General features: G+C 67.9%; 12 protein-coding genes. 1 reads left to right on the plus strand and 11 read right to left on the minus strand.

What is annotated here, in order from left to right; genetic code table 11:
* Position 1 precedes the first annotated feature (1 nt).
* The 4 genes from Q9235_RS06290 to Q9235_RS06305 all read right to left on the minus strand — a co-directional run bounded on the left by Q9235_RS06290 (position 2) and on the right by Q9235_RS06305 (position 6432).
* Positions 2–2956 carry a bifunctional [glutamine synthetase] adenylyltransferase/[glutamine synthetase]-adenylyl-L-tyrosine phosphorylase gene (locus Q9235_RS06290; protein ID WP_306225967.1) on the minus strand — a complete coding sequence of 985 codons (2955 nt, stop codon included), beginning with the start codon at positions 2954–2956 and terminating at the stop codon, positions 2–4.
* Between the two features lie 16 nt (positions 2957–2972).
* A complete protein-coding gene (locus Q9235_RS06295) occupies positions 2973–4472 on the minus strand; it encodes a sensor histidine kinase (RefSeq protein ID WP_306225968.1) in 1500 nt (499 codons plus the stop codon).
* Positions 4459–5139: a response regulator transcription factor gene (locus Q9235_RS06300; RefSeq protein WP_306225969.1), complete on the minus strand. Its 681-nt coding sequence runs from the start codon at positions 5137–5139 to the stop codon at positions 4459–4461. The genes Q9235_RS06295 and Q9235_RS06300 overlap by 14 nt, the downstream gene beginning before the upstream one ends.
* 123 nt (positions 5140–5262) lie before the next feature.
* Positions 5263–6432 (minus strand): Do family serine endopeptidase, encoded by a 1170-nt coding sequence (locus Q9235_RS06305; RefSeq protein ID WP_422678280.1) that lies wholly within the window; start codon positions 6430–6432, stop codon positions 5263–5265.
* Positions 6433–6783: 351 nt separating this feature from the next.
* On the opposite strand from Q9235_RS06305, the gene Q9235_RS06310 reads away from it, so the two are divergent.
* On the plus strand, positions 6784–7116 hold the full coding sequence (locus tag Q9235_RS06310; RefSeq protein WP_306225970.1) for a hypothetical protein: 333 nt from the start codon (positions 6784–6786) through the stop codon (positions 7114–7116).
* Here the strand turns inward: Q9235_RS06310 and Q9235_RS06315 are convergent.
* The 7 genes from Q9235_RS06315 to Q9235_RS06345 form a co-directional block, all read right to left on the minus strand.
* On the minus strand, positions 7106–7585 hold the full coding sequence (locus Q9235_RS06315; protein ID WP_306225971.1) for a cytochrome c-type biogenesis protein: 480 nt from the start codon (positions 7583–7585) through the stop codon (positions 7106–7108). The genes Q9235_RS06310 and Q9235_RS06315 overlap by 11 nt on opposite strands.
* Positions 7586–7590: 5 nt before the next feature.
* Complete coding sequence (locus Q9235_RS06320; RefSeq protein ID WP_306225972.1) at positions 7591–9567, minus strand: heme lyase CcmF/NrfE family subunit; 1977 nt, start codon at positions 9565–9567, stop codon at positions 7591–7593.
* Between the two features lie 7 nt (positions 9568–9574).
* On the minus strand, positions 9575–10096 hold the full coding sequence (gene ccmE / locus Q9235_RS06325) for a cytochrome c maturation protein CcmE (protein ID WP_306225973.1): 522 nt from the start codon (positions 10094–10096) through the stop codon (positions 9575–9577).
* On the minus strand, positions 10093–11196 hold the full coding sequence (gene ccmI, locus Q9235_RS06330) for a c-type cytochrome biogenesis protein CcmI (RefSeq protein WP_306225974.1): 1104 nt from the start codon (positions 11194–11196) through the stop codon (positions 10093–10095). Before ccmI ends, ccmE begins: the two co-directional genes overlap by 4 nt.
* Positions 11197–11263: 67 nt before the next feature.
* Positions 11264–12643 carry a sensor histidine kinase gene (locus Q9235_RS06335; RefSeq protein ID WP_306225975.1) on the minus strand — a complete coding sequence of 460 codons (1380 nt, stop codon included), beginning with the start codon at positions 12641–12643 and terminating at the stop codon, positions 11264–11266.
* A gap of 9 nt (positions 12644–12652) precedes the next feature.
* Positions 12653–13321 (minus strand): response regulator transcription factor, encoded by a 669-nt coding sequence (locus tag Q9235_RS06340; protein ID WP_047577746.1) that lies wholly within the window; start codon positions 13319–13321, stop codon positions 12653–12655.
* Between the two features lie 38 nt (positions 13322–13359).
* Positions 13360–13683, minus strand: a complete 324-nt coding sequence (locus tag Q9235_RS06345; protein ID WP_306225976.1) for a PepSY domain-containing protein — start codon at positions 13681–13683, stop codon at positions 13360–13362.
* Positions 13684–13730 lie beyond the last annotated feature (47 nt).

The following is a 13730-nucleotide window of genomic DNA, read 5'->3' on the forward strand; positions in this document are numbered from 1 at the left end:
CTCAGCCGGCCTTCGCCTGCGACAGGACGCGGGTGAAGATCGCCCGCACGCCGGAGCGGACCTCGTCCAACTCCGCCTTCAACACCTTCGCATCCGGCCGGCCGACTGCAGTGGCGATGCGGCGCAGCACCCGGGGCGGCACGGCCTTGGGATCGAAGGCCTCCTCCACCGTGAAGCGCTGCCAGAGCTGGACGTCGCCGATCAGGCGATGCGCTTCCAGCAAGGCCGAGGCATCCCCGTCCGACAGCAGGCCAACCGCCTTGGCCGCTGCGAAGACCGAGGCCGTATCGTTGACGATCAGGCCGGGATGCGCGCTGGCATAGGCCAGCAGCAGGAACTGGGCGAGGAAGTCGAGATCGGTGATGCCGCCGGCTGCGAGCTTCAGGTCCCAGGGGTCCTTCTCGCCCTTCTCCTTGGCGATCAGCGCACGCATCTCGGCGACGGCCGCCGCGACCTTGGCCGGCTCGCGCTTGCGCGAGAGGATCGCGCGGATCGAGGCTTCCACCCGCTTCGCCAGAGCGTCGTCGCCGGCGACTACACGGGCGCGAGTCAGCGCCATCTCCTCCCAGATCTCGGCCTCACCCTGATGATAGGCCTCGAAGCCGGCGAACTGGGTGGCAGCCGGGCTCTTGTTGCCTGTCGGGCGCAAGCGCATGTCGACCTGATAGAGCGTGCCGCGCCGCGTCGGCACGGTCAGCGCCGCGACGAGACGCTGGGTGAAACGGACGTGCCAGGTGACAGGATCAAGGCTGCGGACACCGTCGCTCGGACCGGCCTCCTCCGGCCGGTCATAAAGCAGGATCAGGTCGAGATCGGACGACGGCGTCAACTCGCCCGCGCCGAGCCGGCCAAGGCCGAGCACCACGGTCTCCGCTCCCTCGATCGCGCCATGGTCCTCCGTGAAGGACCGGCGGGTGTCGGTGAAGGCGACGCGCAGGCAGGCTTCCGCCACAGCGCAATAGGCCTGTCCCGCCCCTTGTGCCGGGTAGACGCCTGAGAGCAGCCGCGCGCCGACCAGGAAGTTCTCCTGCCGGGCCGCGTCGCGCAAACGGTCGAGCCCGTCCTCGACGCTCGGCGGCGGCGAACCGACATAATTGCGGATGCGGCGCTCCAGCGCCGCGACATCGAGCACCGCCTGCCCGAAGGCGGGGTCGATGACGCCGTCGAGGACATGCGGATGCAGGGCTGCAACCTTGGCGAGGCGCGGCGCGCTGCCCAATATCTCGGCGAAGAGCGTCAGCAGGGAATCATGCGAGCGCAGCAGCGTCAGCAGTTCGACCGCGGCCGGCATGCGGACGAAGGCGTTGTCGAGATGGGCAAGCGCGCCGTCGGGGTCGGCGGTGCGGCCGAGCGCGACGAGCAAGGCTGGGGTCAATTCCGTCAGCACCTCGCGGGCGCGAGCGCTGGTGACGGCGGCACGGCGGCCGAAATGCCAGCCGCGGACCGTCTCCGCCGCGGTCGCGCCATCGCGAAAGCCGAGCTTGCCGAGCGTCTCGATGGTCTCGGGATCGGCTTCCGAGCCGGTGAAGCTCAGTGTACCGGCCTCGGAAGCGAGGCTTGGTCCCTCCTCGAACAGCAGGGCGTAATGTCCCTCAACGCGCCTGGCATGGGCCGTCAGCGCCTTGCCGAAGGCGGTCGTCGAGGGGTAGCCGCAGAAGCGGGCGAAGGCTTCGAGATCGCCCGCCGCCTTGGGCAGGGTCTGCGTCTGCTCGTCGGCCTGCATCTGCAGGCGGTGCTCGATGGTGCGCAGCCAGCGATAGGATTCGGAGAGTTCGTCGTGGGCCTGCGGGGTGATCCAGCTCTCGGCCGTCAACTCGCCGAGCATCTCCAGCGTACGCGGGCCGCGCAGGGCCGGACGCCGGCCGCCGAAGACGAGCTGCTGGGTCTGGACGAAGAACTCGATCTCGCGGATGCCGCCGCGTCCGAGCTTCACGTTATGGCCAGCGACGGCGATGGTCTCGTGGCCCTTCACGGTCTGGATCTGGCGCTTCATCGCGTGGATGTCGGCGATGGTCGCAAAGTCGAAATACTTGCGCCAGATGAAGGGCGCCAGGTCCTTGAGGAAGCGCCGGCCGAGCGCGATATCCCCCGCGATCGGCCGCGCCTTGATCATGGCGGCGCGCTCCCAGTTCTGGCCTACCGTCTCGTAATAGGAATAGGCCGAAGGCAACGAGACGGCGACATGGGTCGAGGCCGGGTCCGGCCGCAGGCGCAGGTCGACGCGGAAGACATAGCCGTCCGGCGTGCGCTCCTGGATGATACGCGCGATCTGCTGGGTCAGCTTGACGAAGAAGCTCGTGGGTTCGCCGACGCCGGCCGCCTCCGCCGCCTCGGGATCGAAGAAGACGACGATATCGATGTCGGAGGAATAGTTCAGCTCGCCGGCACCGTGCTTGCCGAGCGCCAGCACGACGAGGCCGGAGCCGGTGCCGGGATCGGCGAGATCCGCGAGATTGATCCGACCGAGATCGGCCGCCTGACGCAGGACATGGTTGGCGGCAAGCCGCGTTGCCGTATCGGCGGTCGCGGTGAGTGCGGCCGTCACGGTCTCGACATCCCAGGCGCCGCCGATGTCGGCAAGCGCGATCAGCAGCGCCATGGCGCGGCGAAAACGGCGCAGCTCGCGCATCAGGTCGGCGGTTTCGCAGCCGGCCTCGGCGAAGGCCGCGATGCCGGCGAGTAATGCGTCGCGGCGTGCCTCCGGCGCTTCCGTCAGGCTGGCGAGCAAACCAGCCGGGTCGAAGCGCGTGATCTGGGTCAGGAACGGCGAATGGGCGAGGATGCCGGCGACCAGCGCGGCGCTACGCGGGTGTTCGGCCAGATGCGCGGTCAGCGCCTCGGCAGCTTCCTCGTCGTGCAGCCGGTCGATCAATTCGCGCTTCAGCAGCACCTCGGCCTTGGCCTTCGCCGGCAGGACCGGCGCAGTCTCGAGCCTGTCACAGAGCCGTTCCGCCATCGCGCATCATCCTGCCTCAGTGGGTCGGCACGCCAGCAGGGTTTGACGCCGCTGTCGAGGCGGCAGGCTCGGCAAGGACCGGCGTGTCCACAGGCTTAGGCGCATCGGCCGGCAGGAGGATGACGACGCGCAGGCCCGGCGCATTGTCCTCCAGCCTGAGCTGACCGCCATGCAGGCGCACCACGCCGGCTGCCAAGGACAGTCCGAGACCGAAGCCCGGCTTGCTGCGGCTGGCATCCAGCCGCACGAAACGGTCGAGCACGCGTCCGCGATCGACCTCGGGGATGCCGGGGCCGTGATCGGCAACGGACAACTCGACCTGATCGCCGATCTTGCGGGCCCCGACGGCCACGGTGCCGTCGCCGCCCTGCTCCGGCGCGCCGTATTTCAGGGCGTTGTCGATCAGGTTGTTAAGGGCCTGCCCGATCAGCTCGCGATTGCCGCGGATTTTCAGGTTCGGGGCGACCGCTGAGGTAAGCGACAGGCCGGCCTCCTCGGCGAGCGGCTCATAGAGTTCGGCGAGGCCGGAGACGATCTCGGAGACGTCGAGATCGCTCATGTTGTCGCTGATGCGGCCGGCTTCCAGCCGCGCGATCATCAGCAGCGCATTGAAGACGCGGATCAGGTTGTCCGCCTCCTCGATCGCGCCGTCGAGCGCGGCGCGCAGCTCGTCCGGCGATCGCGCCGTGCGCAGCGCCTCCTCGGCGCGGTTGCGCAGGCGGGTCAGCGGCGTCTTGAGGTCATGAGCGATGTTGTCGGTGACCTGCTGCATCCCGGCCATCAACTCGCCGATGCGATCGAGCATGGCATTGAGGTTGAGCGCGAGCCGGTCGAGCTCGTCGCCGGTGCCGGTAATGGCGAGCCTGCCCTTGAGGTCGCCTTCCATGATGCCATGCGCGGTCTCGCTCATGCCGTCGATGCGCTTCAGCACGCGCCGCGCCACGAACCAGCTCGCAAAGCAGCCGAGGATGAAGACCAGTGCCAGCGACCAGCCGGCAGCGCGGCGGATGACGATGCCGAGCCGCTCGCGCTCCTCTAGGTCACGGCCGACGAGAAGTCGGAATCCTGCCGGCAGCAGGTAGACGCGCACGAGCGCATGGCTCGACCGGTCGACCGTCTCGCTGGAGCGGGCATATTCGATCTCGCTCTCGCCGGTGCGGTCGAGCGTGCCGGGCGGGATCGCCTCGACATTGCCGGCGATGCGCTCGCCGACCGGCGTAGTGACGAGATAGAGCGAGGCGCCGGGCGCCCGCGAGCGGCGCTCGACGATGTTGACGAGGCGACGGATGCCGCCCTGGCGCTGCTGCTCGGCCAGGCCCTGGATCTCGGCATCGATGGTCGAGCGGATCTGGTCGTCGAGCAGCCGCCTGGCATTCCAGGCGACGTAACCCAGCACGAAGGCGGCGAAGAGCGCGAAGATGACGAGATAGGCCGCCGTCAGCTTGAAGGCGGTCGTGCGGAACAGCGTCGGCAGGAACTTCTGGCGTTTCCGCGGAATAGCGTCAGCGGCTGTCACGGACCATGTATCCCGCGCCGCGGATGGTGTGAATCATCGGCGGCTCGAAGCCCTTGTCGACCTTGGCGCGCAGGCGGCTGACATGCACGTCGATGACATTGGTCTGAGGGTCGAAATGATAGTCCCAGACGTTCTCCAGCAGCATGGTGCGCGTCACGACCTGGCCGGCATGCTTCATGAGGTATTCGAGCAGGCGGAACTCGCGCGGCTGCAGCACGATCTCCTGCCCCTCGCGGGTGACGCGATGCGCCAGCCGGTCGAGCACCAACTCGCCGACGCGATAGGTGGTCGGCTCGGAGGCGGGTGCGCCGCGCCGGCGGGCCAGCACCTCGACGCGGGCGAGCAGTTCCGAGAAGGCATAGGGCTTGGGCAGGTAGTCGTCGCCGCCGGCGCGCAGGCCCTTCACCCGGTCGTCGACCTGGGCGAGCGCAGAGAGGATCAAGGCCGGCGTGTCGTCCTTCTGCTCGCGCAGCGACCGGATCAACGAGAGCCCGTCAAGGCGTGGCAGCATGCGGTCGATGACCAGCACGTCATAGCCGCCGCCTTCGGCCATGGCATAGCCTTCCAGCCCGTCCGCGGCATGGTCGGCGACATGGCCGACCTCGCGGAACGCCTTGGTCAGATAGGCCGCAGCCTCGGCATCATCTTCGACGATCAGGAGTCGCATAGGCCAACCCTAGCTCAAGAAACGCGAAAACGGCAGGCCGGAGGATACGCATCCGGCCTGCCGCCGCGACGGCAAAGTCCCTCGGTCGGGGCGACAGGGAACCGAGGGGCCTGCCAGCTCCGATCAGGCCGCCGGCTGGCGGCCGACCTCGAAGGTCACATCACGCGACTTGCCTTCGCGGTAGATGGTGATCGTGGCCTTGGTGCCCGGAGCGAAGGTCGCGATCTTGCGCGAGAGCTCGCGGGCGTCCTTGATCGCCTCGCCATTGACTGCGGTGATGGTGTCACCGCGGCGGATGCCGGCCTTCGCGGCCGGGCCATTGCCCTGCGCCTCGGCGACGAGCGCGCCCTTGGCATCCTTCAGGCCGATGGCATCAGCCATCTCGGTCGTGACCGGCTGAATCTGCACGCCGATGAAGCCGCGCGCCACCGTGCCGTCCTTCTTGAGCGACTCGACCACCTGCTTGACGGTGGAGGCGGGAATCGCGAAGGCGATGCCGACATTGCCGCCGGAGGGCGAGTAGATCGCCGTGTTGACGCCGACGACCTCGCCATTCTGGTTGAAGGTCGGGCCGCCCGAATTGCCGCGGTTGATCGGCGCATCGATCTGGATGAAGTCGTCATAGGGACCGGAGCCGATGTCGCGGCCCTGGGCCGAGACGATGCCCGCCGTGACCGTTCCGCCGAGGCCGAAGGGGTTGCCGATCGCCAGCACCCAATCGCCGATCCGCGCCTTGGCATCGGCGAGCTCGACATACGGATAACTGCCGCTGTCCTTGACCTTGAGCAGGGCGAGATCGGTACGCGGATCGGTGCCGACGACCTTGGCTTCGAGCGTCTTGCCGGTATCGGTGACGAGCTGGACCTCGACCGCGTTCTCGACGACGTGATTGTTGGTCACGACATAGCCGTCCTGGCTGACGAAGAAGCCGGAGCCCTGGGACATGCTCTGGCGCGGCTGCGGCCGGTTCGGCATGGCACCCTCGCCGCGCTCCCGGAAGAAGCGGCGGAGCTGCGGGGGAATGTCGTCGAGGCTCTCGTCGCCGGCGGAGGCGACCTGTGCCTTAACGCGGACGGAGACGACGGCCGGCTTCACCTTCTCGACAAGGTCGGCAAAGGAGGGCAGCGCCGTCTGTGCGCCGGAGAGCTGGATCGGCTGCGCGATGGCATTGTGGTTCTGCATCAGGGCGCTGTCGGCGATGCCGGCGGCGAGGCCGATGCCGAGGATGGCGGTGCCGGCGAGAAGGGCACCGCGCTTCAGGATGGACTTGCGGTTTTCGGTCTGTGTCGTCATGGCGGGAACCTCTTGGAGCGACAGGGCGCTTTCCCCTGCTCGTGACGAGGACCATGATGCCCGCCGCCTTACGCGGCTTTGGCCTGAAGATGACGGTTTCGTAAGGTTCGACCCAAGGCCAACGCCGGGCGCCTTGACGGTGGGCATCTCCCTGGCGCTCCTTTGGCACCGGGACGGGAGGACTTTGCCGATGCGTATGATCTGGGGCGTTTCGTTTGTTGCAGCCTGCCTGAGCGGTCCGGCGCTGGCGCAGCAGGAATCTGCCTATCGTTCAGGGCTAGGGGTTGCCCAGTCGCGCGGATACCAAACGCCGATTGCTATGCGCGCGTCTTCGCGAAACATGCCGTCGTCGTGGAAAAGCCGAACGGCCGGCGCGGCTGGTATGCCGCCTCGACCCCCGCCTACAATGCAGAGCAACGCTCCCGCTGCGGCATCGACCGGCTGGAGGATCTCGCCGCACGGCGCGAGGAGCCGCGCTCACGAGGAAACGTCCATCGTGCGGGCATGGGAGTGGCGGCCCAACGTGGCTACAGCGGTCGCGAGGCAAGCTGCTTCGCGCAGGTCTATGCGACTTACGCCGCGCCGCGTCCGGCCGAACGTGGCCGCTTGAATTACGCGATCCCCGCCAGGTCGGCGCACGCCTATTCGCAGGAGCTATTCCAGCGCTGCGGGATCAGCCGCTAGACTTATCGTCCGGTCCGACCAGCGCCGCGAGCCGCGCCTGTTCCTCGATCGATAGCGCGCTTGAAGCGCCCACCTCGGCCACTCTCAGCCGCGCACGCCGCCAGACGAAAGCCAACGCGAAGAGCAGGATGACGAACGGCGCGCCCCAGAGCAGCAGCGTATGCGCGTTGAAGGGCGGGCGCAGCAGCACGAAATCGCCATAGCGGGCGACGACGAAATCGACCACGGCCTTGTCGTCATCGCCGGCAACGAGGCGTTCGCGGACGAGAATGCGCAGGTCACGGGCGAGCGGCGCGTCGGAATCGTCGATCGACTGATTCTGGCAAACGAGGCAGCGCAGCCCGCCGGAGATCGCGCGCGCCCGCTGCTCCAGCGCCGCGTTGGGCAGGATCTCGTCGGGCTGTACGGCCCACGCGCCAGGCGCAGCCGCCAGCAGCATCAGGCCGAGGAAGAGAGCGATCCGCCACATCGCCCTCACTCTGCCGGCTGAAAGGCCGCTGCAGGAGCGGCACGCTTGGGGGCTGCGAGGCGGAAGCGCCGGTCGGTCAGCGAGAGCCCGCCGCCGAGCGCCATGACCAGCGAGCCGATCCAGATCAGCAGGATCAGCGGCTTGTCGTAGAGGCGCACCGCGACACCGCCGTCCTGCGCCTCGCCGAGGCTGATATAGGCCTGGCTCAAGCCGTCCGTCCTGATTCCGGCCTCGGTCGTCGGCATGGAACGGGCCGTGTAGACGCGCTTGGACGCTTCGACCGGTGCGAGTTCGCGATCGCCCGAGAAAACCTGAAAACGGGCGACCTCGGCCCGGAAATTCGGGCCGGTGCGCGGCGACATGGCCTCGAGGGTGATCGTGTAGCGGCCGCTGGTCAGGCGTTCGCCGGGCTTCAGGACCGTGATCGCCTCGGTGCTCCAGGCCTGAGCGGCTATGCCGATGATGCTCAAGCCGATGCCGGCATGGGCGAGAGCCGAGCCCCAGGCCGAACGCGGCAGGCCACGCGCCCGCGACAGCATCGCCCGCCAGCCACTGGCGCGGGTGACGATCCGCTCGGCGATCTCGAAGCCGGCACCAAGGACGAGGAAGACACCAAGTCCGACACCGAGCGGCGCGAGAACCGGCCCACCGCGCGTAAAGGAGAGCAGTGCCAGAGCGGCGAGCACCGCCAACCCGAAGGCGAAGGCATTGCGCTGCGCCGCGCCGAGAAGATCGCCGCGCTTCCAGGCCAGCGACTGGCCGATCGGCAGGAGAAGCAGCAGCGGCACCATCACCGGCACGAAGGTCGCGTTGTAGAAGGGCGGGCCGACCGAGATCTTGTCGCCGGTCACCACCTCCAGCAGCAGCGGATAGAGCGTTCCGACGAAAACCGTGGCGCAGGCCGTCGCCAGGAAGACGTTATTGACGACGAGCGCACTCTCCCGGGAGACCGGCGCGAAGAGCCCGCCCTGCCGCAGCAGGGGCGCGCGCCAGGCGAAGAGCGCCAGCGAACCGCCGACGAAGAAGATCAGGATGAGGAGGATGAAGAGGCCACGCGAGGGGTCGGCGGCGAAGGAATGGACCGAGGTCAGCACGCCAGAGCGGACGATGAAGGCGCCGAGCAGAGAGAGCGAGAAGGTCAGGATCGCGAGCAGGATCGTCCAGACCTTCAGCGCGTCGCGCTTCTCCATCACCACGGTCGAGTGGACCAGGGCCGTGCCGGCAAGCCAGGGCATGAAGGAGGCGTTCTCGACGGGGTCCCAGAACCACCAGCCGCCCCAGCCGAGCTCGTAATAGGCCCAGTAGGAGCCCATCGCGATGCCGAGCGTCAGGAAGGTCCAGGCCAGCAGCGTCCAAGGCCGCACGGCGCGCGCCCACATCGCGTCGATGCGCCCGTCGATCAGGGCAGCGACGGCGAAGGCATAGGTGATCGAGAAGCCGACATAGCCGACATAGAGCAGCGGCGGATGGATCGCGAGGCCGAGGTCCTGCAGGATCGGGTTGAGGTCCTGCCCATCGGCCGGCACCGGCGACAGGCGCTCGAACGGGTTCGAGGTCAGCAGGGTGAAGGCGAGGAAGGCGGCCGCGACGAGCCCCTGTACCGCGAGCGCACCGGCCCGCAAGCGCGGCGGCAGCGAACGGCGCGACAATGCGACAAGCGCCCCGAACAGCGTCAGGATCAGCACCCAGAGCAGCAGCGAGCCTTCGTGGTTGCCCCAGACGGAGGTGAATTTATAGATCAGCGGTTGTGTCGAATGGGAATTGGCGACGACGTTGCCCACCGAGAAGTCCGAGCGGACATAGGACGTGACCAGGGCCGCGAAGGACAGCGCGACCAGCGCGAAGGAGACCAGCGCCGCGCTGCTGCCGACCGAAGCCAGCGTCCGGTCTTGCCGGAACACGCCCCAGAGCGGCACCAACGCCTGGATCACGGAGACGCCGAACGCAAGCGCCAGTGCGTAATGGCCGATTTCGACGATCATGCGCGACTCACTGCTTTGCCGGCGCGGCAGCGGGAGCAGCACCCGCGCCGCTGCCCGCCTGCCAATGCCCCTGCTTCTTCAGCGCGTCGGCGACCTCGCGCGGCATATAGGTTTCGTCATGCTTCGCCAGCACGGAATCCGCCTTGAAGCGCCCAGCGCCCTCGAAGACCCCCTCGGTGACGACGCCCTGCCCTTCCCGGAAGAGATCGGGCAGCAGGCCGTCATAACCGACCTTGATCGTGCTCTTGCCATCGGTGACCGCGAAGGTGACGCGCTGGCCGCCGTTGCGCTGGACCGAGCCGGCCTCGACCAGCCCGCCAAGCCGCATGCGGGTACCAGGCTGCACGCCCTTCTCGGAGATCTCGGTCGGGCCGTAGAAGAAGACGATGGTGTCGCGCATCGCGAAGAGGACGAGACCGGCCGCGAGGAAGAGCACCGCGCCGCCCGCGGCGATCAGTGTCAGCCTGCGCTGCTTGCGGGTGAAGCGGCGTTTCACCGGAAGCGGCCGCGTCGGCTGGGCAAGCGTCATGGTGCGGCCTCCTTCAAGGCCAATTCATCGGCGAGAGCGTCGATCGCCGCAAGCGCGGCCTTGTCCTCGGCCAGCCGCTCGCGCGCCGTTTTCAGCGCTTGAAGCGCCGCGGGCTTGTCGCCGAGGACGGTACGGGCCCGGATGAGGCGGCTCCATTCCGGCAAAGTGCCGCCGCCTGCGCTCAAGCGCTCGGCAAGGCCTTCGACCATCGCCTTGATCGCCTGCTGGCGCTCGGCTTCGGGAAGGGCGGCGACCGCCTTGCGGCCGGCATCGGCCTGCATCCGCTCCAATCGGGCGCGGACGGCACCGGTCCAGTCGGCATCGGCGGGCGCTTCGGCCAGGAGCTGGTTCAACGCGGCCTGCGCGCCTTCGCCATCGCCATCCTGCTCCTTGCCGAGAGCGAGATAATAGCGGGCGCGAGGGCTTTTCGGATCGAGCTTGACGGCTTCGGCCAAGGCTTCGCGGGCCGCGGCGGTAACGACGCCGCCGGCTTCCATGATCCGCGCTTCACCCAGCCCGGCATAGAGATCGGCATCGGGCATTCCGGAACGGACCGCGGCAGCGAAGGCCTTCGCAGCCTCGTCATAGCGGCCCTGACGGAGATAGATCGGCGCCAGCAGCGACCAGCCCCTGGCATCGTTCGGATTGGCGGCGAGATGCGCTTCCATGCGCGCCAGCACGATCGCGAAATCCTGCTGCGGGCCGGCCCTCTCCAACCGTGCCGCCAGCGGCTGGTCGGGCTGCCCCGGAGAGCCGTAGATGCCGTAGATCAGAAGCGCGAGCAGCGGCACGACCGAAAGCATCAAGGCGGAGCTCGCCCGGCGGCGACGCAGCGAAGGCTCTGTCTCGCCGGCAGGGCCGGTTTCGTCGCCGGCCGCGCGCAGAAGGCGGCGGGCGGCCTCGGTGCGGGCGGCCTGCGCCTCCTCTTCGCCGATCAGCTTGCGGGCGAGATCGCGGTCGATCTCCTTGAGCTGCGAGCGATAGAGGCTGCGGGCATCCGAAACATCGGCGAAGGCCTGCGCCCGGCCATGGCTGAGCGGCCAGAGCAAGGCGAAAACCGCCGCTCCCGTCATCGCTGCGAAGATGGCCCAAATCATCATGCGGCGTTCTTAGAGTATCGTCCGTCCGGGTTCATGGTGACAAAGGGTCACGCGGCAAAGAATTCGTCTAAACCGAAGGCAGCTCCAGCCGCGCCCGCAACCCGCCCAATGGCGAGCGATGCAAGGTCAGGCCGCCACCATAGAGCTTGGCGATGTCGACGACGATGGAGAGGCCAAGCCCCGAGCCCGGCGTGGTCTCGTCGAGCCGGCGTCCGCGCTTGAGGACCTCGGCCATCGCCCCCTCCGGCAGGCCGGGGCCATCATCATCGATCAGGAGGGCGATCCGCTCGGTATCGGCTGCCTTCTCGCTGGCAAGCGAAACTTCGACGGTCGAGGACGCCCATTTAAAGGCGTTGTCGAGGAGATTGCCGAGCATCTCTTCCAGATCCTGCTTCTCGCCGCGGAAGCGCAGGTTGGGCGGGATCGCATGCGACCCGGAGATGCCCCTGCCCTGCGAAATCTTGGTGAAGGTGCGCAGCAGCGCGTCGAGCGACGGCGCGATCTCGGTCACGCCGCCGAGCGCCCCGGAGAGTGCAGCCGCCCGGGCGCGGTCGAGATAATACTGGACCTGATCGCGCATGATCGCGGCCTGGGCACGGACGGTCTGGGGCAACTGGCCGTCGCCGCTCGTGCCGGCCTCGTTCATCATCACGCTGAGCGGGGTCTTGAGCGCATGCGCGAGGTTGCCCACCTGGGTGCGGGCGCGATCGAGGATTTCGTGATTAGCGTCGATGAGCTGGTTGAGCTCGCTGGCGAGCGGCGCGAGATCGGGCGGATACTGCCCGACGATCCGCGGGTTTTCGCCCGTCCGCACAGCCCCAACGGCAGAGCGCAGACGCACCAGCGGGCGCAGGCCGAAGCGGACCTGCACGAGCGTCGAAGCGACCAGGGCAATGCCGAGCAGGACGAAGGTCATCGCCAGCGCGAAGCGGAAATCCTGGATATCGCCCTCGATCTCGTCGGCCGGAGCCGCGACGGCGACGGTGAAGCGCCCGTCCTCGCCGACATCGATCTCGCGCTCCAGCACACGCAGGCGGCGATCGTCCGGGCCGGAGACATAGCTTTCGCGCAGACCGCGACTATTGGGCGCGATCGACTGGTCGAGAAGCTTGGGGAGTTGCCCGCCGACCAGCGAGCGCGAGGCGCGCACATTCGGCCGCTCGCCGTCGAGCCTGGTGATCTGCCAGTACCAGCCGGTCAGCGGCAGGTCGAATCGCGGCTCGCCGAGGTCGCCGATGGTCTGGCGCTCGGTCTCGGGCGGCGCGGCGAGATCGGCGACCAGTTGCTTGATATAGACCGAGAGCCGCTCGTCGAAGCCGCGCTCGGCCGAGCGGCGATAGAAGGTGGTGAGACCGACGCCGGCCAGCACCAGGATCGTGACGCAGCAGACGGCGGCCGAGAAGAACAGCCGCGTTCCCAGCGAATAGCGATGGGATTTGAGCGGCATCGCCCGCGATCAGACCTTTTCCGGAGCGGCGGCGATATAGCCGAGCCCCCGGACAGTCTCGATGACATCGACGCCGAGCTTCTTGCGCAAGCGGCCGACGAAGACCTCGATCGTGTTCGAATCGCGGTCGAAGTCCTGATCGTAGAGATGCTCGACCAGCTCGGTCCGCGACACCACCCGGCCCTGATGATGCATCAGGTACGAAAGCAGGCGGTATTCGTGCGAAGTGAGCTTCACCGGATTGCCGTCGACGACGACGCGGCTCGCGCGCGTGTCGAGCCGGACGGGACCGCAGACCAGCTCCGACGTGGCATGACCTGCGGCGCGGCGCAGCAACGCCCGGACGCGCGCCAGCAATTCCTCGATATGGAAGGGCTTCACGACATAGTCGTCGGCGCCGGCATCGAAGCCCGAGACCTTGTCGCTCCAGCGATCACGGGCGGTCAGGATCAGCACCGGCATGGTCTTGCCGGCGCGGCGCCAGCCCTGCAGGACGGCGACGCCGTCGACCTTGGGCAGGCCGAGATCGAGAATCACCGCGTCATAGGGCTCGGCTTCGCCAAGATAGAGGCCTTCCTCGCCGTCAAAAGCCTTGTCGACGGCGTAGCCGGCATTCTCCAGCGCGGTCACGATCTGGCGGTTGAGGTCCTTGTCGTCCTCGACGACGAGCAATCTCACGGTAGGGTCGCTCCAGTTGGGTGGCGCTGCGACGGTTGTCAGCGGATGGTGGCGATCTTGCCGGATTGTCCTTCCAGCGTCACCCTCGCGACGCGGCCGTCACGCTTCAACGTCGTGACCACATAGACGAAATCCTCGCCCTGGCGACACAGCCTGATGCGGACGACCTCGCCCGGCGCGGCATGGCGGGCATGGCGCGAGGCCTCGGCCGGCTGCATCACGCGCCCTTCGGCCACGGCGTCGCGCGTCTCTTCGGAGGACAGGCAGGAGATCGGCGTCGCATCGTCGACCCGAACGATCGGCATCGGCGAAGCGGCGATGAGCGCAAAAGCAAGGATCGGTTCGACCAGCATCGTCGACATGGCTAAGCCCGTCCGCGTGAATGCGCCATGAATGCATCGCCTCGTTC

The sequence above is a fragment of the Bosea beijingensis genome (assembly GCF_030758975.1).
Taxonomy (GTDB): Bacteria; Pseudomonadota; Alphaproteobacteria; order Rhizobiales; family Beijerinckiaceae; genus Allobosea; species Allobosea beijingensis.

Bases quoted from the DNA above. Each gene is read 5' to 3' on its own strand.
- Q9235_RS06290 (WP_306225967.1), bottom strand. From the start codon at position 2,956: ATGGCGGAACGGCTCTGTGACAGGCTCGAGACTGCGCCGGTCCTGCCG.
- Q9235_RS06300 (WP_306225969.1), bottom strand. From the start codon at position 5,139: ATGCGACTCCTGATCGTCGAAGATGATGCCGAGGCTGCGGCCTATCTG.
- Q9235_RS06305 (WP_422678280.1), bottom strand. From the start codon at position 6,432: ATGACGACACAGACCGAAAACCGCAAGTCCATCCTGAAGCGCGGTGCC.
- Q9235_RS06315 (WP_306225971.1), bottom strand. From the start codon at position 7,585: ATGTGGCGGATCGCTCTCTTCCTCGGCCTGATGCTGCTGGCGGCTGCG.
- Q9235_RS06320 (WP_306225972.1), bottom strand. From the start codon at position 9,567: ATGATCGTCGAAATCGGCCATTACGCACTGGCGCTTGCGTTCGGCGTC.
- ccmE (WP_306225973.1), bottom strand. From the start codon at position 10,096: ATGACGCTTGCCCAGCCGACGCGGCCGCTTCCGGTGAAACGCCGCTTC.
- ccmI (WP_306225974.1), bottom strand. From the start codon at position 11,196: ATGATGATTTGGGCCATCTTCGCAGCGATGACGGGAGCGGCGGTTTTC.
- Q9235_RS06335 (WP_306225975.1), bottom strand. From the start codon at position 12,643: ATGCCGCTCAAATCCCATCGCTATTCGCTGGGAACGCGGCTGTTCTTC.
- Q9235_RS06345 (WP_306225976.1), bottom strand. From the start codon at position 13,683: ATGTCGACGATGCTGGTCGAACCGATCCTTGCTTTTGCGCTCATCGCC.